Origin of the sequence: Sphingobium sp. DN12 (assembly GCF_051058005.1) — a bacterium.
Classification (GTDB): Bacteria; Pseudomonadota; Alphaproteobacteria; order Sphingomonadales; family Sphingomonadaceae; genus Sphingobium; species Sphingobium yanoikuyae.
In genome coordinates, this window is the sequence record NZ_CP173717.1 from 2,322,368 (window position 1) to 2,341,139 (window position 18,772).

The following is an 18,772-nucleotide window of genomic DNA, read 5'->3' on the forward strand; positions in this document are numbered from 1 at the left end:
CGAATGGCATTCGTCTACGAAACGACAGCCTATTCCCTAAGGGAATTTACGGAGATTCAAGGCAAGCGGACATGAAAACGCCCCCGGCGCAAGGGAATGCCGGGGGCGTATCCGGATGCTGTCGGGCACTCCAGATCTTGTCTCAACTGTTACCGTCAACACGGCACCATCGGCCGTGAACCGTCGCTTAACGCGCTGCTCTCTGGCCTGTTTCCATGTCAGAATAGCGACAGTGCAGGCATGCGGGACGATGCTTCGATGACCGGGGCACAGCATCCGCCGGGCGGCATCGGCCGGGGATGAACCGCCCACCGCCATCCACCAACGACATCGCGCGCCGTTATCAGGCGTCCAGTGGCGGCAATCCGGCGCGCCGCAACGCATCGGTCAGATAGGCGGCAAAGGCCGCGTCCCGCCCCGGCAGCCGATGCCGCAGCCAGGCCAGCCCCACCAGCCCCCGCCAGGCATTGAGCGCTTCCGGCTCCATTCCCGCCAGCTTGCGATAGCGCCTGACATAATAGGCCGTCGTCGCATCGCGCAGCGTGCCCTCCAGCCTCCCGGCCGACTGCCCCGGCCCGAACCGCATCAGCATCTCGCTACGCACCACATCGGCCGCCGGCGCCGATCGGGCGGCCTTGGACCAGTCGATCACCGCCAGCCCGTCGCCGCTCACGATCAGATTGGCCGGATGCAGATCGCCATGGGACAATTTATTCCCTTCGATCAGTTGGTCCAGCCGGTCGATCGCCGCCGCGCGCAGCCGATCGCCGATCGGCGCCATCGCGATATCCTCGGCCAATATCGCCTTGCGGCTGCGCAGTTCGGGCACATCATGCGCATGGATGGCGCGCTGCAGCGCGGCCATCGCCCGCATCGCCCAACCCAGGCGGTGCGGGTGGCGAACGATATAATGGAGCAGGTTCGGCCCCTCTATCTCGCTATAGATGATGCCCTGTCGCCCGCCGGCCTCCGCGCGCCCGAACACACAGGGCACCGGCAGCCCGGTCGCCTGGATCGCCTGCGCCGTCGCATGTTCGCGGGCGATGATCCCGGCATCGACGCCCTCATGGAACAGCTTGAGCACCCTCCCCCCCTCCAGCCGATAGACCGCGGCGGAAGCGCCCTCGGCAATGAAGGTGGAAGGATCGGGCAGGCTCATGCCCCTCGCCTGTGCCGCAGCCGGACCGGATTGGCCAGTGTTTTTGCGCCGATACCCCATACCTGCGGCGCGACGGCCATTTCCGCTCCCATCGCCCGCAGGCCTGGAACCCGTCCCGCCGCGCTAGAAGCGGAAGGACAGGTTGGCCCGCCATTGCCAGCTCGACAGGCCGCCCGATCCGATCCCGTAATATTCGCCCGATCCGATCAGCGCGACATTGCCGCGCAACTGGATGCGCGTGCCGAACCGGACCGATCCCACCGCAGGCGTGGTCGCGATCAGGCGCAGGTCAGGCCCCAGGACACGGCCGCCATTGGGGCGCAGATAGGCAAAATCGACGCCGCCCTCGACATAGGGGGTGATGACCATATCATCCGATCGGAACGGCCGGCTGATCTCCAGCGACGTCGCCACCGCGCCATAATCATAGCGCGCATCGCCCTGCAGCACGCGCAGGTCGATACCGCCCACCTCGCCCTGCAGGACATAATCGTCGTGCCAGATGCTGGCATAGCTCCACGACAGGCGGGGCCGCAGCAGAAAGCTGCCGAGCGGACGCTGCGCGCTGATCCCGACCGTGCCCGACAGGGTGAAGCTGTCATGCTTGCCCGACAGCATCAGCACATGCTGTTCATATTCGCCGAAGTTGAAGCCGATGCTGGCATCCAGCACCACGTCCGAATCTGCCATCCGATGCACCATATAGGGCTTCACCGTGATGGAATCGGCCTGCTGGCGCATGCCGCCATTGAAGGATTTATAATCCGAATTGCCGAACTGGATGGCCATGCCGGCGACGGTGCGCTTGTCGATCCAGCGATCCAGGCCAATATTATACTGGTTCGCGCTGCCCCTGGTCCGGGCACCGGAACGGTCGTCTTTCAGCGTCGAATGGTTCCATTCTGCCCAGGCGGTCCAGCGCCGACGGGCATTGGCTGCAATCCTGCAGGCCTTTTCAATAAGCTGCGGATCGCCTTTCAGCCGCCCCTCGCGCCCGGCCCGGCAGACCTCATCGGCGGTCATCAGCATCGGGCGCCGCTCATCGCGGCCCGGCGCGACACCGGGCGGAGCGATCGGCGGCAGCGTCTCGGGGCGCGGCCGTAATTCCGGCGTCACCGTATCCGGATCGGGCCGCAGCCCCGGCGTTACCGTATCAGGATCGGGCCGCAGCCCCGGCGTCACCGTATCAGGATCAGGTCGCAGTCCCGGCGTCACCGTATCCGGATCGGGTCGCAAGCCCGGCGTCACCGTATCAGGATCAGGACGCAGGCCCGGCGTCACCGTATCAGGATCGGGCCGTAGCCCCGGCGTCACCGTATCGGGATCGGGCCGCAGTCCCGGCGTCACCGTATCAGGATCGGGCCGTAGCCCCGGCGTCACCGTATCAGGATCGGGCCGCAGTCCCGGCGTCACCGTATCAGGATCGGGCCGCAGTCCCGGCGTCACCGTATCAGGATCGGGCCGCAGTCCCGGCGTCACCGTGTCCGGATTGGGCCGCAGTCCCGGTGTCACCGTATCCGGATCGGGCCGTAGCCCCGGCGTTACCGTATCCGGATCGGGCCGCAGCCCCGGCGTTACCGTGTCCGGATCAGGACGCAGTCCCGGCGTCACCGTATCGGGGTCAGGTCGCAAGCCCGGCGTCACCGTATCCGGATCGGGCCGCAGTCCCGGCGTCACCGTGTCCGGATCAGGACGCAGTCCCGGCGTTACCGTATCCGGATTGGGCCGCAGCCCCGGCGTCACCGTATCAGGATCAGGACGCAGCCCCGGCGTCACCGTATCGGGGTCAGGTCGCAAGCCCGGCGTCACCGTATCAGGATCGGGCCGCAGACCAGGCGTCACCGTATCAGGATCAGGTCGCAGTCCCGGCGTCACCGTATCCGGATCGGGTCGCAAGCCCGGCGTCACCGTATCAGGATCAGGACGCAGCCCCGGCGTCACCGTATCGGGGTCAGGTCGCAAGCCCGGCGTCACCGTATCCGGATCGGGCCGCAGTCCCGGCGTCACCGTATCCGGATCGGGTCGCAGCCCCGGCGTCACTGTATCCGGATCAGGACGCAGTCCCGGTGTCACCGTATCCGGATTGGGTCGCAAGCCCGGCGTCACCGTATCCGGATCGGGCCGCAGTCCCGGCGTCACCGTATCAGGATCGGGCCGCAGTCCCGGCGTCACCGTGTCCGGATCGGGCCGCAAGCCCGGCGTCACCGTATCAGGATCAGGACGCAGACCTGGCGTCACCGTATCAGGATCGGGTCGCAAGCCCGGCGTCACCGTGTCCGGATCAGGCCGTAGTCCCGGCGTCACCGTATCGGGGTCAGGTCGCAATTCGGGTGTCGGTGTATCAGGGTCCGGGCGGACTTCCGGCGTCACTGTGTCGGGATCCGGCCGCTCCTCCGGCGTGATGGGAACGGGCACCGGCCGCAATTCGGGCGTGACGATTTCGGGATCAGGATGCAATTCCGGCGTCACTGTATCCGGATCGGGCCGCAAGCCCGGTGTCACCGTGTCCGGATCAGGACGTAGGCCCGGCGTCACCGTATCCGGGTCAGGCCGTAGCCCCGGCGTCACCGTATCCGGATCAGGCCGCAATTCCGGCGTCACCGTATCCGGATCGGGCCGCAGACCCGGCGTCACCGTGTCCGGATCAGGACGCAGACCCGGCGTCACCGTGTCCGGATCAGGACGCAGACCCGGCGTCACCGTGTCCGGGTTCGGCCGCAATTCCGGCGTCACCGTATCCGGATTGGGCCGCAAGCCTGGCGTCACCGTATCGGGGTTCGGCCGCAACTCCGGCGTCACTAGATCAGGGTTCGGCCGCAAGCCCGGCGTCACCGTATCGGGGTTCGGCCGCAGCTCCGGCGTCACGGTCCCGGGCAAGGGGCGCAGGCCGGGTGTGATCAGATCCGGATTGGGCCGCAGACCCGGCGTTACCGTATCCGGGTTCGGCCGCAATTCCGGCGTGATCAGATCGGGCAATTCCGGGTCGGGCCGGTTCCAGTGATCGGGGAAATTGATGCCGCCCGGATGCTGGTCGGCGGAATCGACGAAATTGTCATATTCCGCATATTCGGTGCGAATATGGGCGAACAGATTATGGGTGCCGCCATTTTCCCGCACGATGGGCGATACCGTCAGGTGCAGGCCGGTATCGGGCTGGGTCCAACTGTCCACCCGCTCCCCGGTCTCGGGAAAGACGACGAAAAACTCGCCCGGATCGACGCCGGACAGCCACACCGAATGGTCCTTGCCCTCGGTCCAGCCCAGGAAGATGATCCGCCCCGCGGGCGTCTCGCTCTGGGCCATGGCCCCCGTCGTCGCCAATGTCATGCCCGCGACGCTGCCCGCCACGCTCAGGACGCCCGCATGCCAATGGAGCCGCCAATAGGTCATGCCCCGTTTCTACGTGCGATCCCATAGCCGCGGCCATCCATGGAAACCCCGAGACAGGCCGAGACGCGCCCGCAGCCGACCCAGAAACGCCCTCCGGCCGGCGCAGCGCGCCATCGTCCACGCCCGGCCATCTTCCCCTGGCCGCTCCCCCTTCCTATCTTGCCTCCCGACCGGGCAACGCCCCCTTGCCCCCACGGAACAAATCTGGAACAACGCCGCCATGAGTCTGACCCATATTCCGAAGCAGAGGTTTACCGAATGCTGACCCACATCAGCGTCCGCGGCGCGCGCGAGCATAATCTCAAGGGCGTGGACGTCGATCTGCCCCGCGACAGCCTGATCGTCATCACCGGCCTCTCCGGCTCGGGCAAGTCCAGCCTCGCCTTCGACACCATCTATGCCGAGGGGCAGCGCCGCTATGTGGAGTCGCTCTCCGCCTATGCGCGCCAGTTCCTGGAGATGATGCAGAAGCCCGATGTCGAGCATATCGAGGGCCTCTCCCCCGCCATCTCGATCGAGCAGAAGACGACCAGCCGCAACCCGCGCTCCACGGTCGCGACCGTCACCGAGATTTACGACTATATGCGGCTCCTGTGGGCCCGCGTCGGCATCCCCTATTCGCCCGCCACCGGCGAGCCGATCAGCGCCCAGACCGTCAGCCAGATGGTCGATCGGGTGATGCTCCTGCCCGAAGGCACCCGTTTCTACCTGCTCGCCCCGGTCGTGCGCGGCCGCAAGGGCACATACGCCAAGGAACTGGCCGAGTGGCAGAAGGCGGGCTACACCCGCGTCCGCATCGACGGCGAGCTCTACCTGATCGAGGATGCCCCCGCCCTCGACAAGAAATATAAGCATGACATCGAGGTCGTGGTCGATCGCCTGGCGGTCAATGCCGACATGGCCACCCGCCTCGCCGACAGTTTCGAGCAGGCGCTGAAACTCGCCGACGGCCTCGCCTTCGTCGACCTGGCCGAGGGCGTCGTCCCCGGCCGCGAAGACGAAGCCCAGTCCGCGGGCAAGATGAAGAATGCCGGCATCCCCGCCAACCGCATCGTCTTTTCCGAGAAATTCGCCTGCCCGGTCAGCGGCTTCACCATTCCCGAGATCGAGCCGCGCCTCTTCTCCTTCAACGCCCCCATGGGCGCCTGCCCGGCCTGCGACGGCCTGGGCGAGCGGCAGGAATTCGACCCCGAACTGGTCGTCCCCAACGAAGCCCTCTCCCTGAAGAAGGGCGCCGTCGTCCCCTGGGCCAAGTCCAACCCGCCCAGCCCCTATTATATGCAGGTCTTGGGCTCCCTCGCCAAGGAATTCGGCTTCTCCCTCGACACGCCCTGGGCCGATCTGCCGGGCGAGGTGAAGCTCATCATCCTCCACGGCACCGGCGGCAAGCCCGTCACCCTGCGCTTCGTCGACGGCAAGAAGAGCTACGAGGTCAAGAAGCCGTTCGAGGGCGTGATCGGCAACCTCAACCGCCGCCTGCTCCAGACCGAAAGCGCCTGGATGCGCGAGGAACTGAGCAAATACCAGACCGCCATGCCCTGCGAGACCTGCCACGGCGCGCGCCTCAAGCCCGAAGCGCTGGCGGTCAAGATCGCCGGCGAGGACATCTCCGTCTCCACCCGCCGCTCGGTGGTGGACGCGCTCGCCTTCTTCACCGCGATGCCCGACGCGCTCAATGACCAGCAGAACCAGATCGCCCGCGCCATCCTCAAGGAAATTGTCGAGCGCCTCGGCTTCCTCAACAATGTCGGCCTCGACTATCTGAACCTCGACCGCACATCAGGCACCCTGTCGGGCGGCGAAAGCCAGCGCATCCGCCTCGCCAGCCAGATCGGCTCGGGCCTCTCGGGCGTCCTCTACGTCCTCGACGAACCCTCGATCGGCCTGCACCAGCGCGACAATGACCGGCTGCTCGTGACCCTCAAGCGCCTGCGCGACCTCGGCAACAGCGTCATCGTCGTCGAGCATGATGAGGATGCGATCCGCGCCGCCGACTATATTGTCGACATGGGGCCGGGCGCCGGCGTCCATGGCGGCACCATCGTCGCCCAGGGCACCCTGCCCGAACTCTTGGCGCACAAGGACAGCCTGACCGCGGACTATCTCAACGGCACCCGCCGCATCGAAGTCCCGGCCAAGCGCCGCAAGGGCTCTGGCAAGAAGCTCACCGTCCACAATGCCCGCGCCAACAACCTCACCGGCGTCACCGCGTCGATCCCGCTCGGCACCTTCACCTGCATCACCGGCGTCTCGGGATCGGGCAAGTCCAGCTTCACCATCGACACCCTCTATGCCGCCAGCGCCCGCACCCTCAACGGTGCCCGCATCGTCGCCGGCCCGCATGACAAGATCACGGGCCTGGAACATTGCGATAAGGTGATCGACATCGATCAGTCGCCGATCGGCCGCACCCCGCGCTCCAACCCGGCCACCTATACCGGCGCCTTCACCAATATCCGCGACTGGTTCGCGGGCCTGCCCGAAGCGCAGGCGCGCGGCTACAAGCCGGGCCGCTTCTCCTTCAACGTCAAGGGCGGCCGCTGCGAAGCCTGCCAGGGCGACGGCGTGCTCAAGATCGAGATGCACTTCCTCCCCGACGTCTATGTCACCTGCGACGTCTGCCATGGCGCCCGCTACAATCGCGAGACGCTGGAGGTGAAGTTCAAGGGGATGAGCATCGCCGACGTGCTCGACATGACGGTCGAGGATGCGGTCGAATTCTTCAAGGCCGTGCCGCCGATCCGCGACAAGATGGCGATGCTCGCCGAAGTGGGCCTTGGCTATATCAAGGTCGGCCAGCAGGCCACCACCCTGTCGGGCGGCGAAGCCCAGCGCATCAAGCTCGCCAAGGAATTGTCGCGCCGCGCCACCGGCAACACCCTCTATATCCTCGACGAACCCACCACCGGCTTGCATTTCGAGGATGTCCGCAAGCTGCTGGAAGTCCTCCACGCGCTGGTCGAACAGGGCAACAGCGTCGTGGTGATCGAACATAATCTCGATGTCATCAAGACGGCGGATTATATTATCGACATGGGACCAGAGGGCGGGGTCAAGGGCGGCGAAGTCGTCGCACAAGGCACGCCGGAACAGGTGGTGAAGGAGCCGAGAAGCTTTACCGGGCGCTATCTGGCGCCGTTGCTGGGGCTAGAGGCTGTGGCGGCGGAGTGATCGCGTTGAGTGAAGCTGAACCTAGGTCGGAGTAGATCATTTCGCTTTTTTAACGAAACTTGCAGACTATGAGGCGATAGAATAAGTGACCATAATTTAGTTGGTTACATTGGGGGAAGAGATGGCTCGTCGCCACAAGATGGAAATCGGAGGCTTGAACATAAAGGCTCATCCTCATGATGAGGATACATATACCAGTCTTATCAATTCTCTATATCGTCTTAAGAAAATTACAAAAATCTATGGTGACAGGCATGGCCTCATTACAATGGTTAGCCGATCTAGTGAGGACGAAAATCTTATATTCGGAGTACTTTCAACATTCCTTGAGATAGAAATTGATGGTGATTGGTTCAATGCTGAAACCATGGAAGAAGCTACCGCAAACGATGTTAGCTCAATAAACATTCCAGACAACCTTCATCCAAATCTAAAAACATTTCGGTTTATGTTTAATACAAAAAGACATGAGCTAGTATTTGAGCATTATTGCGATGGCGAGAGACTAACACATAATTCTGCCTTAAATTTCTTTAGAAATTTAACTTCAGAAGATTCTATTTTTCGATCTTTCGGCGATATAAAGATAAACGTGATTACGGAAAAAGGCGGTGTAGACCGAATTTTTTCGATACCACGGATCACCGACCTTGATATCTTGATCGAACGTCCGAACTCAGACCTCTGGGGTGAAGATTTTGAAGAGCAAGCAGAAGAACACCTTGGAGACAAGAACGCTCGGTCAATGAATGTTCACTACAAGGCGGAAAGAGGATTGGGGATACAGAGAGACGAAGACTTGGATGCGCTTATCCGCGCCAGTCTGAATAACGGCAGGTCAGTCGCCAAGGGATACGGTACTGACGGCCATATGGTCGTAAGCACCGACGAATACCCTAAGGTCGTCCAGGAAATGTACGAACAAGATGTTGAATCAGGAACAGTTTTCCGAAGGCTAGCTAGAGCATTTAGGCGATAGAATGTACCGTTCCCTATTTAAAATGATTCATATATATTGGAGCGAGTACGGCGGAATCCGTGAACTCGCTTCATCCCCATTTGTTCATTTTTCTGCACTTTGCACATTTCTCTACTGGACTGGCAGCATTAATCTGAATTGGCGCAATTTAGCGCTTCAGGCACTGCCTACCATATTGGGCTTCAGCATCGCAGCATATGCCATCACCTTTTCACTTATGGGCAGTGCACTTCATCGTGCACTATCCTCGAAAATAGACAAAACTCGAGGAATACCACTTATCAGCATAGTGAATTCTACGTTTTTTCACGTAGTGATCTGCCAAGTTATATCTCTGCTGTTTGCTATATTGTCGGAAGGGTCCCTCTTTCCGCAACTATGGAGAATGAGCCCACTTAAAACTGAAATATCTACAAAAATGGTCGATTTTAGCAAAAGCTTCGGAGATTTATTCGGATTTTTCTTTACAATATACTCCGTTGTTTTGCTTCTTTCGGTATCCTTGGCGATGTTTCGTTTGGGACGAATGGCACCCCGACACGAAAACTGCCAAGCTACGCCTCCTAAATCGGCGAACGACGATGTAGACAACCTTAATTCGGTAAAAAAATCGGTGATTGAAACACGGAGATTCAAGTTCGTAGCGTGGTTATCACGCAAACTTAATCTATACGATTAAATCACTTCAGTCGGGATTACGGTGACAGTTTACTATACCCCCAAACCGTTCTCCCCTCAGTCGACACCGCACCGCATCCCTGATACTCTCCGAAATATGACCAAGCTCACCCCCATCGAGTCCGAGTTCGCTTCGACCGAAGAGGCCGAAGCCTATGACGTCTGGTTCCGCGCGACGGTCGAAGCCCGCATGGCGTCGGACCAACCCGGCATCCCCCATGACGAGGCGATGGCGCGGATGCAGGCGATCATCGACCGCCGCAAGCAAGGCTGATGCTGCCGCTCATCTGGCACGTTGCGGCGCTGGATGACCTGGAACGCATCGTCGACTTCATAGAAGCGCAGAACCCCGCCGCCGCAGAGCGCATCGGCAATGCCATCCGCCATGTCGCCGAGCGATTACCCGATCATCCCTATCTCTATCGTTCCGGCCGCGTCCCCGGCACGCGGGAAGCACTGGTCACGCCCAACTATGTCATCGTCTATCGCGTGACCGCCATCATCGAGATATTGGCCGTCCGGCACACTCGCCAGCAATATCCCTGAGCACCGGAACGCAGAAAGGCGCGCTTTGCAGGCCCGCATGGGCGCATTGGTGGCCAATTCCTATTCCGCTGTCCTACACCCCGGCTTTCTGCCTACCCTTCCGGCAACGCGTCCTCTTTCCCTGAAAGGGCCTTGCCATGTCCTGCGCATTTCCGCCGATCACGCCGCCCCTGCCGGACAAAGTCCCCACGCCCGAACCGCAGCGGCGGGTCGATGGCTGGAGCCCGGCGCGCCAGCGGCGCTTCCTGGAGATACTCGCCGCCACCGGCGTCATCATGCTCGCCTGCGAAGGGGTGCGCATCACCGCGCGCTCGGCCTACACGCTGCGCATCCGCCATGACGGCGCCGCCTTTCGCCTGGGCTGGGACGCCGCGATCCTGATCGCCCGCGCCCGCCTTGCCGACGATCTCCTGTCGCGCGCGATCATGGGCAGCGAGGAGGTGATCCGCAAGGATCCCGACAATTACGAGGTCCGCCGCCACCGCCATGACAATCGCCTCGCCATGTCGATGCTCGCGCGGCTCGATCGCATGGCCGACAGCCCGCCCGAAGGGTCGGATGCCGCGCTTGCCCGCGTCGTGGCGCAGGATTTCACCGCCTATCTCGACCTCATCTGCCCGGCCGAGGATGCCGACAAGGAGTCCGAACTGATCGGCCTGCCGCGCACCGGCATGGAGCGCATGGCCCGCGACATGGCCGACGCCCGCCTGCTCAACGGCGACCAGCCCGAGACGCCCGAACCCCTCGCGCCGGAAGCCGCACCCGCCCTCGCCCCCGCCGCCTCGGTCGCGCTCTTCATCGCCGCCCGGCTGCCGCTCCAGCCCGGCGCGAAACGCCCGCCTGTGCAGCCCGGAATCTCGCCCTTTTCCGACCGCAATGAACGGTGTGAACTTCCGCCCCATATCCACCGCGCCGACCTGCCGCCGGAGGAGGCCGCGACCCGTTTGCGCGGCGTCTGGTGGGATGAGGATCGCGAGCAATTGCGCACCGATTACCCCGCCCCGCCCGGCTTCACCGGCGACCAGAGCGAGGATTATTACGATATCGACGAGTATGACCGCGCCCTGACACAAGCCGAGGAGGCCGCCTATGCCGCGGAGCTGGAGGCGCAGGCCCGTCCCTATGAGGCAGCCGCCACCCGCGCCCGCGACGCCCGTTTCGGCTTCGCGCCCGGCAGTGACGAGGAAATCGCCGTGCTGGAAGCCGCCGGTTACGAGCTTCTGAGCGAGGAGGAGGAAGACGAGGCGGAAGAGGAGGATGCGGCGGCAGACCCCGCCGAAACGGCCAGTGATTTGCCAGGACGCCCGCAATGCCGTACAAGGGCGCTGCTATAGTCGCAAATCGACGGTCTTCGGCGCTTTGCGGCACCTATCTCCTTCTTTCCCTGCCCCTCTAGCGACCCGGCGTGCCCGCCATGGGTCCGCCGCATGAAAGAAGGAAATATCATGAGCAGCATCACCGGAACCGTGAAGTTCTTCAACGCCGACAAGGGCTATGGCTTCATCGAGCCCGACACCGGCGGCCAGGACGCGTTCGTCCACATCAGCGCGGTCGAGCGCGCCGGCCTCGCCACCCTGCGCGAGAAGGACCGCGTCACCTATGACCTGGAGCAGGACAAGCGCGGCAAGATGGCCGCGGTGAACATCGCCCACGCCGAATAATCGGCCCCCGGCCGGGATCGGCCGATAAGCGAATGACCGGGATCGGGCGCCGCCGCGCGGTGGCGCCCGGTCCCGGTCAGATATAATCCTCGGCGATGCTGGCGCCGAGCAGGATCAGGTTCGCCGCGATCAGCATCGCCATGTTCGCGCGCCGGCTCCGCACCCGCAGCAGCGCGACCAGCAGGGTCAGCAGCCCCACCAGCCCGCCCAGCAGGATCGGCGCGGCATAGGGGGCGAGCGGCCCGGCGGGGGCATCGGCCACCGGCCTTACCTCCTCCAGCACGCCCTGGCCGATCGTGACCGCGACATTGGCCAGCAGCAGCCCGCCGATCACCATCCGCTTCTGCCGGTCATACCAGTCGTCGAAATCGGGCCATTGTTCCGGCTCGTCGGGAAAGATCAGCGACGCGGCAAGATGATAGACGCCCACGATCGCCAGCACCACGACCAGCGTCAGATAGCTCGCATCCATCTGGTCCCGCATGATATAGGCGCTGCCCCAGAAGCTGGTGAGGTCCAGCAGCACGAACAGCCCCAGCAGCGGCGTCAGCCAGCCGATCCGCACCGGCTTGGCGGTCCGCTTGAGCTTCAGCGCGCGGGCAAAGCCGCCCAGCACCTCGGCGATCGCCAGCCCCAGCAGCAACCCGAACACCGCGAACACCAGATCGAATGCCGACATTGCCCCCCCCTTGTCACGGCGGCCCCCGCCACCGTCCGTCGCAAGACTAGCAAGGCCCGTCGCGGACGCAATCATGCTCGGAACCCTTGTCGCCGACGCCGGTTCTTTTCCCCGACTGGCAACCAAGGAGTTCCCCATGATCCGCACCCTGATTTTCGGCGCCATCGCCGGCTATGTCGGCAAGAAGCTCTATGACGACGGCAAGCTGACCGAGTTCAAGGACGACCTCGTCGCCCGCTACAACGACGCCAAGGCCAAGCTGGAGGACCAGCGCATCCAGGACAGCCCGGCCCCGGTCGTCACCCCGGCCACGGCCAGCGGCGCCTCGCCCCTGGCGCATTAAGCCCCATCCTCTCGGCGGCACGTCCCCTCGACGCGCCGTTGATGCCGTCCGCTCGCTGCCGCACTCCCCTCTCGATGGCAGCGGCGGGCGGTTTCGCGTTTCTGATCAGTATCTTGGCGCAACCTTCGCGTCGCTTGCGGGTTCTCCTCCCGACAGGGAAAAGAAGAGGAGACTATCCCGTGCGTACCCCCATAATGGCGCTTGCCGCCCTTGCCATGCTCCCGCTCGGCGCCTGCGCCTCGGACAATTATGGCGGCGGCTATGGCTATGACCGCCCCGGCGGCTACAACCGCCCGCCCGGCGGCCGTGACCGCGACCGGGATCGCCGCCCGCCGCGCCGCCATCTCGGCGACAATGACCAGATCTACCGCGACCGCGACGGCCGCTATTATTGCAAGCGGGATGACGGCACCACCGGCACCATCGTCGGCGCCATCGCCGGCGGCGTGCTCGGCAATGTCATCGCTCCCGGCGGCTCCAAGACGCTCGGCACCATCCTGGGCGGCGCCGGCGGCGCCCTTGCCGGCCGGGCCATCGACAAGAACGACATCAACTGCGAATGACAAAAAAGGCGTGGGGATCGCTCCCCACGCCCTTTCCTACTCAAGCCAATTCGGCTTACAGCTTGCCGGTCAGTTCCGGCACCACCTTGAACAGATCACCGACCAGGCCGATGTCGGCCACCTGGAAGATCGGCGCATCCTCGTCCTTGTTGATGGCGACGATGGTCTTGCTGTCCTTCATGCCGGCCAGATGCTGGATCGCACCGGAAATGCCGACGGCGATATAGACTTCCGGCGCGACGATCTTGCCGGTCTGGCCGACCTGATAGTCGTTGGGGACATAGCCCGCATCGACCGCAGCGCGCGAGGCACCCACGGCCGCGCCCAGCTTGTCGGCCAGCGGCATGATATATTCCTCGAAGGTCGGACCGTCCTTCAGCGCGCGGCCACCCGACACGATGATCTTGGCGCTGGTCAGTTCGGGGCGTTCCAGCTTGGCGATCTCGGCGCCGACGAAGGAGGAAATGCCCTTGTCGCCGGTCGAGGCCACGGCTTCCACCGCGCCGCTGCCGCCGTCCTTGGCCGCCTTTTCAAAGGCGGTGCCGCGCACGGTGATGACCTTCTTGGCGTCCTTCGACTTGACGGTCGCGATCGCGTTGCCGGCATAGATCGGCCGAGTGAACGTGTCCTCGCTCTCGACCGACAGGATGTCGCTGATCTGCATGACGTCCAGCAGCGCGGCGACGCGCGGGGCGATATTCTTGCCGTTGCTGGTGGCCGGCGCAACGAACGCGTCATGATGGCCCATCAGCTCGACGATCAGCGGCGCGACATTCTCCGGCAGCGCATGGCCAAAGGCCGCGTCGTCGGCGACATGGACCTTGCCCACGCCGGCGATCTTGGCGGCTTCGGCGGCCACGCCGTCGACGCCCTGGCCGGCGACCAGCAGATGGACTTCGCCCAGCTTGGCGGCGGCGGTCACGGCGGAAAGGGTCGCGTCCTTGACGGCGCCGCCCTCATGTTCAACCCAAACGAGCGTCTTCGTCATGCTGCAACTCCCAGAGCCTTGAGCTTGGCCACCAGTTCATCGACATCGGCAACCTTGATGCCGGCCGAACGCTTGGGCGGTTCGGAGACCTTGAGCGTCTCCAGACGGGCGGCGATGTCGACGCCGTAGTCGGCCGGGGTCTTGGTCGCGAGCGGCTTGGACTTGGCCTTCATGATGTTCGGCAGCGACGCATAGCGCGGCTCGTTGAGACGCAGGTCGGTGGTGATGATCGCCGGGGTGTTGAGCTTCACCGTCTCCAGGCCGCCATCGACTTCGCGGGTGACATTGACCTTGTCGCCCTCGACCTCGACCTTGCTGGCGAACGTGCCCTGCGGCAGGTTCAGCAGCGCGGCGAGCATCTGGCCGGTCTGGTTGCTGTCATCGTCGATCGCCTGCTTGCCCAGGATGATCAGGCCAGCGCCTTCCTCTTCCTGCACCTTGGCGAGCAGCTTGGCGACGCCCAGCGGTTCGACTTCGTCATCGGTCTGGATCAGGATGGCGCGGTCCGCGCCCATCGCCAGCGCGGTGCGCAGCGTTTCCTGCGCCTTGGCGACGCCGATCGATACCGCCACGACCTCGGTCGCCGCGCCCTTTTCCTTCAGACGAATGGCTTCCTCGACGGCGATTTCGTCGAACGGGTTCATGCTCATCTTGACGTTGGCCAGGTCCACGCCCGTGCCATCCGCCTTCACGCGCGGCTTTACGTTGTAATCAATAACCCGCTTCACGGGCACAAGGATCTTCATTTCAACATCCTCCATTTTCACGCCATCGCCCGCCAACGCGAACACGGACGTGGGCGACCCGTTTCCGGGTCACCCACGCCCTATGGCGTATCTTCTCAGGTGATTAGGGGGCTCAGGCCGCCTTCCTCACTTCTGCCACGATCTTCTTGGCCGCATCGCCCAGATCGTCGGCGGGGACGATCGGAAGACCCGAATTGGCCAGAATGTCCTTGCCCTGCTGGACGTTGGTGCCTTCCAGGCGGACAACCAGCGGAACCGACAGGTTCACTTCCTTGGCAGCCTCGACGATACCATTGGCAATGATGTCGCACTTCATGATGCCGCCGAAGATGTTGACCAGAATGCCCTTAACGGCCGGGTCCTTCAGGATGATCTTGAACGCTGCGGTCACCTTTTCGGTGGTGGCGCCGCCACCCACGTCCAGGAAGTTGGCGGGAAATTCGCCGTTCAGCTTGATGATGTCCATGGTCGCCATGGCCAGGCCAGCGCCGTTCACCATGCAGCCGATATTGCCGTCCAGCTTGATGTAGGCGAGGTCGTACTTCGACGCTTCGACTTCGGCAGCATCTTCCTCGGTCAGGTCGCGCAGTTCGGCGATGTCCTTGTGACGGAACATGGCGTTGCCGTCGAAACCGACCTTGGCGTCGAGGACGAGGAGGTTGCCCTGCTCGGTCAGCGCCAGCGGGTTGACTTCGATCTGCTCGGCGTCGGTGTCGAGGAACGCGGCGTAAAGCGAGGCAGCAACCTTCGAAGCCTGCTTGGCAAGGTCGCCGGTCAGGCCCAGAGCAGCGGCAACGGCGCGGCCGTGGTGCGGCTGGAAGCCGGTGGCCGGATCGACCGAGAAGCTGTGGATCTTTTCGGGGGTCGAGTGAGCGACCTCTTCAATGTCCATGCCGCCTTCGGTCGACACGACGAACGCGATGCGGCTGGTGGCGCGATCGACCAGCAACGCCAGGTAGAATTCCTTGGCAATGTCGGCGCCGTCGGTGATGTACAGACGATTGACCTGCTTGCCCGCTTCGCCGGTCTGAATGGTGACCAGCGTGTTGCCGAGCATGTCGGTGGCGTGGGCCTTCACCTCGTCCAGGTTGAAGGCCAGGCGGACGCCGCCCTTGGCTTCGGGGGCCAGTTCCTTGAACTTGCCCTTGCCGCGGCCACCAGCGTGGATCTGCGACTTCACGACATAGAGCGGTCCGGGCAGCTTCTTGGCGGCCTCGACGGCTTCCTCGACGGTGAAGGCGGCGTGACCGGCGGCGATCGGCGCGCCATACTTGGCGAGCAGTTCCTTCGCCTGATATTCGTGAATGTTCATGGGCTAGCCCGTCCTTTGTTCACAGGAAAACTGTTGAGGCGGGTTAAGCACAGGCGAGGAAGCAGGGCCAGAGCCATTTCGCAAAACGACTTTGCAAAATTGCAAAACCCTTACGAAGCCCAACCCTGCTTTATTGTGAAATCAGCGTCAGAAGGAGCAGTGGATGGCGGCCTTGCTGGTCACCAGGAAAATCTCCGGATCCTCCAGCGCGCGGACCTTATAGAGGAGTTCGTCCATGCTCATCTTGCCTATGTGCGACTTGTGGAGCGAGGCGATCGACTGGAGCCGCCTCAACTGCACCAGGCTGAGCCGATCGACCATGCGTTCGGCCATACAGCCCGCCATTCGCGGCGAAAGACCAGCATCGATCAGCCCGGCGCGTACGCGTGATTCGGGGGAAACGCTGGCGCAGGAGGCCAGCAGAAGGGAGCCGGCGAGCGCGCCGATCGTTGCACGAAAAGATATGGTTGCCATGGGCACGGCCATGACAGCAGATGGCTGAACAGAGCCTAAATGCGCAGGACAGCCAAAGGAGTTTGCATGGATCGGATATTTTCCGCCCTGTCGGCACGGATCGCCAGTTGGACTGGCCAGCCGCTCGCCTTCATCCTGGCGGTCGGCGTGGTATTGATCTGGGGCGTGACCGGCCCGCTCTTTCATTATTCCGACACTTGGCAACTGGTGATCAATACCGGCACGACCATCGTAACCTTCCTGATGGTCTTCCTGATCCAGAATGCCCAGAACCGCGACGGCGCCGCGATCCAGGCCAAGCTCGACGAACTGATCCGTTCGATCGAGACCGCGCGCAACGATTTCATCGGCATCGAACATCTGACCGAAGCCGAACTGGAAAAGATCAAGACGATATTGGAGCGCGAATGCGGTGCCGATGGCCCGCATCAGGACGTGATCGATCGCCTGATTTCCCGTCGATAGCGCGATGAGGCAACGGCCGGAGAATCAATGTGCCGGAATGATCAGCCTCTCCCGCTGCTCATTGCGCCTGCGATAGGCTTCGACCTGATCGATATAACCGCGTGCCAGCCCTTCATAGGCAGCGCGCCCCTCGGGCGATGTTGTTGCCTGCGCGTTTATCAGCGACATCTGCTGGCGATGCAGCAGATAGTTGACGTCCGTCTCCATCGGTTCGCCCTCCTCCCGTATTTTTCGAAAGTGCGGTCGGCGCGCTGACGCGAAGCGAGTCGCGGCAACGGCAAGGCGATAGTAGCATGAAGGTTAATGCTACGCGATTCCCCTCACCCTGCGCCCCGCTCGACCGAACGCGGCGCTGGCGCAAAACGCAGCACCGCATAACCGCACAGCGCGGACAGCAAGGATCCGCCGAGGATGCCGATCTTGGCCTCCTCGAGCAGCAATGGCTGCCCCGGAAAGGCGAGCGCGCCAATGAACAGGCTCATGGTGAAACCGATCCCGCACAGCAGTGCCATGCCGTAAATCTGCACCCAGCTCGCCCCCGAAGGCCGCGCCGCGATACCCAGTTTCTGCGCCAGCCAGATACTGCCGAACACGCCCAGTTGCTTGCCAAGCAGCAGCCCCAGCGCCACACCGATCGGCAAGGGGCTGAGCAGAGCGCCGATCGCTTCGCCATTGAGCGTGATGCCGGCATTGGCAAAGCCGAAGAGCGGTACGATCAGATAGGCGCTCCAGGGATGGATCAGATGTTCCAGGCGATGGAGCGGACTGTCCACCGCATCCGGCGCACCCGGCGTGCGATTGACCGGGATGGTGATGGCGGCGAGCACGCCCGCGATCGTGGCATGTACGCCCGACAGCAGCATCAGATACCAGAGCAGCAGGAAGCCGATGAGATAAGGTGCCAAGGCCCGCACGCCGACACGGTTCATGCCGAACATGACCAGCAGGACGACAAAGGCGCCGGCCAAAGCCATGATATCCAGCCCTTGGCTATAGGCCAGCGCAATGATCGCCACCGCGCCCATGTCGTCGACGATCGCGACCGCCGTCAGGAACAGCTTGATCGATGCGGGCGCCCGCGATCCCAGCAGCGCCAGAACCCCGATCGCAAAGGCAATGTCGGTCGCTGCCGGGATCGCCCAGCCGCGCGCTAGGGCCGGTTCCCCAGCCGTAACGGCCAGATAGACCAGCGCCGGCGCGATCATGCCCGCCCCAGCCGCGATGAAAGGCAGGCGCCGCCTCTCCCAGGTGGACAGCCCGCCATCGACGAACTCACGCTTGATCTCCAGCCCGACGAGCAGGAAGAAGATCGCCATCAGTCCGTCATTGACCCACAAATGGATCGTCATGGGACCGAGTGCAGGAGCAAGCACCGGACCCGTCACCATATGGAAGATGTCATGATAGACATGGCCGGCAGCACCAGGAAGATTCGCCATGATCATTGCGATCGCGGCCGAAATCATCAGCAAGACGCCACTGCCTGCTTCTCCCTTCAGGAAATTCCTGAGGGCGGACACGGGCCGTTCGGTCACGTCTCTTCTCCATAAGTGCTTGCCGGTGCTGCCATTCTTCCCCCTTAGGGAAATTTCCGCTCAGGTCCAACCCAGATCCGCCG

General features: G+C 63.1%; 18 protein-coding genes. 9 read left to right on the plus strand and 9 right to left on the minus strand.

All coding sequences use genetic code 11. The features are described from left to right. Window positions 1-343: 343 nt before the first annotated feature. Together ACI6S0_RS10960 and ACI6S0_RS10965 are read right to left on the minus strand one after the other, a co-directional pair. Window positions 344-1,159 (minus strand): phosphotransferase family protein, encoded by an 816-nt coding sequence (locus ACI6S0_RS10960; protein ID WP_434405812.1) that lies wholly within the window; start codon window positions 1,157-1,159, stop codon window positions 344-346. 123 nt (window positions 1,160-1,282) lie between these two features. Further along, complete coding sequence (locus ACI6S0_RS10965; protein WP_434405813.1) at window positions 1,283-4,549, minus strand: autotransporter domain-containing protein; 3,267 nt, start codon at window positions 4,547-4,549, stop codon at window positions 1,283-1,285. A gap of 258 nt (window positions 4,550-4,807) precedes the next feature. On the opposite strand from ACI6S0_RS10965, the gene uvrA reads away from it, so the two are divergent. From uvrA to ACI6S0_RS10995, 6 genes are all read left to right on the plus strand, one after another. Next, the gene (gene uvrA, locus ACI6S0_RS10970; protein WP_434405814.1) at window positions 4,808-7,720 is read left to right on the plus strand and encodes an excinuclease ABC subunit UvrA; all 2,913 of its coding nucleotides are present in this window, start codon (window positions 4,808-4,810) and stop codon (window positions 7,718-7,720) included. Between the two features lie 121 nt (window positions 7,721-7,841). Further along, window positions 7,842-8,699 carry a DUF4747 family protein gene (locus tag ACI6S0_RS10975; RefSeq protein ID WP_434405815.1) on the plus strand — a complete coding sequence of 286 codons (858 nt, stop codon included), beginning with the start codon at window positions 7,842-7,844 and terminating at the stop codon, window positions 8,697-8,699. A 775-nt stretch (window positions 8,700-9,474) separates the two neighbouring features. Next, window positions 9,475-9,651: a type II toxin-antitoxin system RelB family antitoxin gene (relB, locus tag ACI6S0_RS10980; RefSeq protein ID WP_434405816.1), complete on the plus strand. Its 177-nt coding sequence runs from the start codon at window positions 9,475-9,477 to the stop codon at window positions 9,649-9,651. Beyond that, window positions 9,651-9,923, plus strand: a complete 273-nt coding sequence (locus ACI6S0_RS10985) for a type II toxin-antitoxin system RelE/ParE family toxin (RefSeq protein WP_270090923.1) — start codon at window positions 9,651-9,653, stop codon at window positions 9,921-9,923. The genes relB and ACI6S0_RS10985 overlap by 1 nt, the downstream gene beginning before the upstream one ends. Window positions 9,924-10,060: 137 nt before the next feature. Continuing rightward, a complete protein-coding gene (locus ACI6S0_RS10990; RefSeq protein ID WP_434405817.1) occupies window positions 10,061-11,257 on the plus strand; it encodes a hypothetical protein in 1,197 nt (398 codons plus the stop codon). A gap of 111 nt (window positions 11,258-11,368) precedes the next feature. Then, entirely contained in the window at window positions 11,369-11,584 is a 216-nt protein-coding gene (locus tag ACI6S0_RS10995) for a cold-shock protein (RefSeq protein ID WP_004207726.1), read from the plus strand. A 76-nt stretch (window positions 11,585-11,660) separates the two neighbouring features. Here ACI6S0_RS10995 and ACI6S0_RS11000 read toward each other — a convergent pair whose 3' ends face one another. Further along, the gene (locus ACI6S0_RS11000) at window positions 11,661-12,263 is read right to left on the minus strand and encodes a hypothetical protein (RefSeq protein WP_037491660.1); all 603 of its coding nucleotides are present in this window, start codon (window positions 12,261-12,263) and stop codon (window positions 11,661-11,663) included. A 136-nt stretch (window positions 12,264-12,399) separates the two neighbouring features. Between ACI6S0_RS11000 and ACI6S0_RS11005 the strand changes: the two genes are divergently transcribed. Next, window positions 12,400-12,606 carry a hypothetical protein gene (locus ACI6S0_RS11005; protein ID WP_010336653.1) on the plus strand — a complete coding sequence of 69 codons (207 nt, stop codon included), beginning with the start codon at window positions 12,400-12,402 and terminating at the stop codon, window positions 12,604-12,606. A 179-nt stretch (window positions 12,607-12,785) separates the two neighbouring features. After that, the gene (locus ACI6S0_RS11010; protein WP_004207729.1) at window positions 12,786-13,169 is read left to right on the plus strand and encodes a glycine zipper 2TM domain-containing protein; all 384 of its coding nucleotides are present in this window, start codon (window positions 12,786-12,788) and stop codon (window positions 13,167-13,169) included. 55 nt (window positions 13,170-13,224) lie between these two features. Here the strand turns inward: ACI6S0_RS11010 and ACI6S0_RS11015 are convergent, their stop codons facing one another. The 4 genes from ACI6S0_RS11015 to ACI6S0_RS11030 form a co-directional block, all read right to left on the minus strand. Further along, a complete protein-coding gene (locus ACI6S0_RS11015) occupies window positions 13,225-14,157 on the minus strand; it encodes an electron transfer flavoprotein subunit alpha/FixB family protein (RefSeq protein WP_434405818.1) in 933 nt (310 codons plus the stop codon). Next, window positions 14,154-14,903, minus strand: coding sequence for an electron transfer flavoprotein subunit beta/FixA family protein (locus ACI6S0_RS11020; RefSeq protein ID WP_099233861.1), 750 nt, complete (start codon window positions 14,901-14,903; stop codon window positions 14,154-14,156). Before ACI6S0_RS11020 ends, ACI6S0_RS11015 begins: the two co-directional genes overlap by 4 nt. Window positions 14,904-15,015: 112 nt before the next feature. Further along, window positions 15,016-16,215 (minus strand): ADP-forming succinate--CoA ligase subunit beta, encoded by a 1,200-nt coding sequence (sucC, locus tag ACI6S0_RS11025; RefSeq protein WP_004207732.1) that lies wholly within the window; start codon window positions 16,213-16,215, stop codon window positions 15,016-15,018. 147 nt (window positions 16,216-16,362) lie between these two features. Then, entirely contained in the window at window positions 16,363-16,689 is a 327-nt protein-coding gene (locus ACI6S0_RS11030; protein WP_434405819.1) for a hypothetical protein, read from the minus strand. 66 nt (window positions 16,690-16,755) lie between these two features. Between ACI6S0_RS11030 and ACI6S0_RS11035 the strand changes: the two genes are divergently transcribed. Next, window positions 16,756-17,154: a low affinity iron permease family protein gene (locus ACI6S0_RS11035; RefSeq protein ID WP_099233849.1), complete on the plus strand. Its 399-nt coding sequence runs from the start codon at window positions 16,756-16,758 to the stop codon at window positions 17,152-17,154. Window positions 17,155-17,178: 24 nt separating this feature from the next. On the opposite strand, the gene ACI6S0_RS11040 is transcribed toward ACI6S0_RS11035, so the two are convergent. Continuing rightward, the gene (locus tag ACI6S0_RS11040; protein WP_099233850.1) at window positions 17,179-17,361 is read right to left on the minus strand and encodes a hypothetical protein; all 183 of its coding nucleotides are present in this window, start codon (window positions 17,359-17,361) and stop codon (window positions 17,179-17,181) included. Window positions 17,362-17,474: 113 nt separating this feature from the next. Continuing rightward, window positions 17,475-18,689: a Na+/H+ antiporter NhaA gene (nhaA, locus tag ACI6S0_RS11045; protein WP_434405820.1), complete on the minus strand. Its 1,215-nt coding sequence runs from the start codon at window positions 18,687-18,689 to the stop codon at window positions 17,475-17,477. Window positions 18,690-18,772 lie beyond the last annotated feature (83 nt).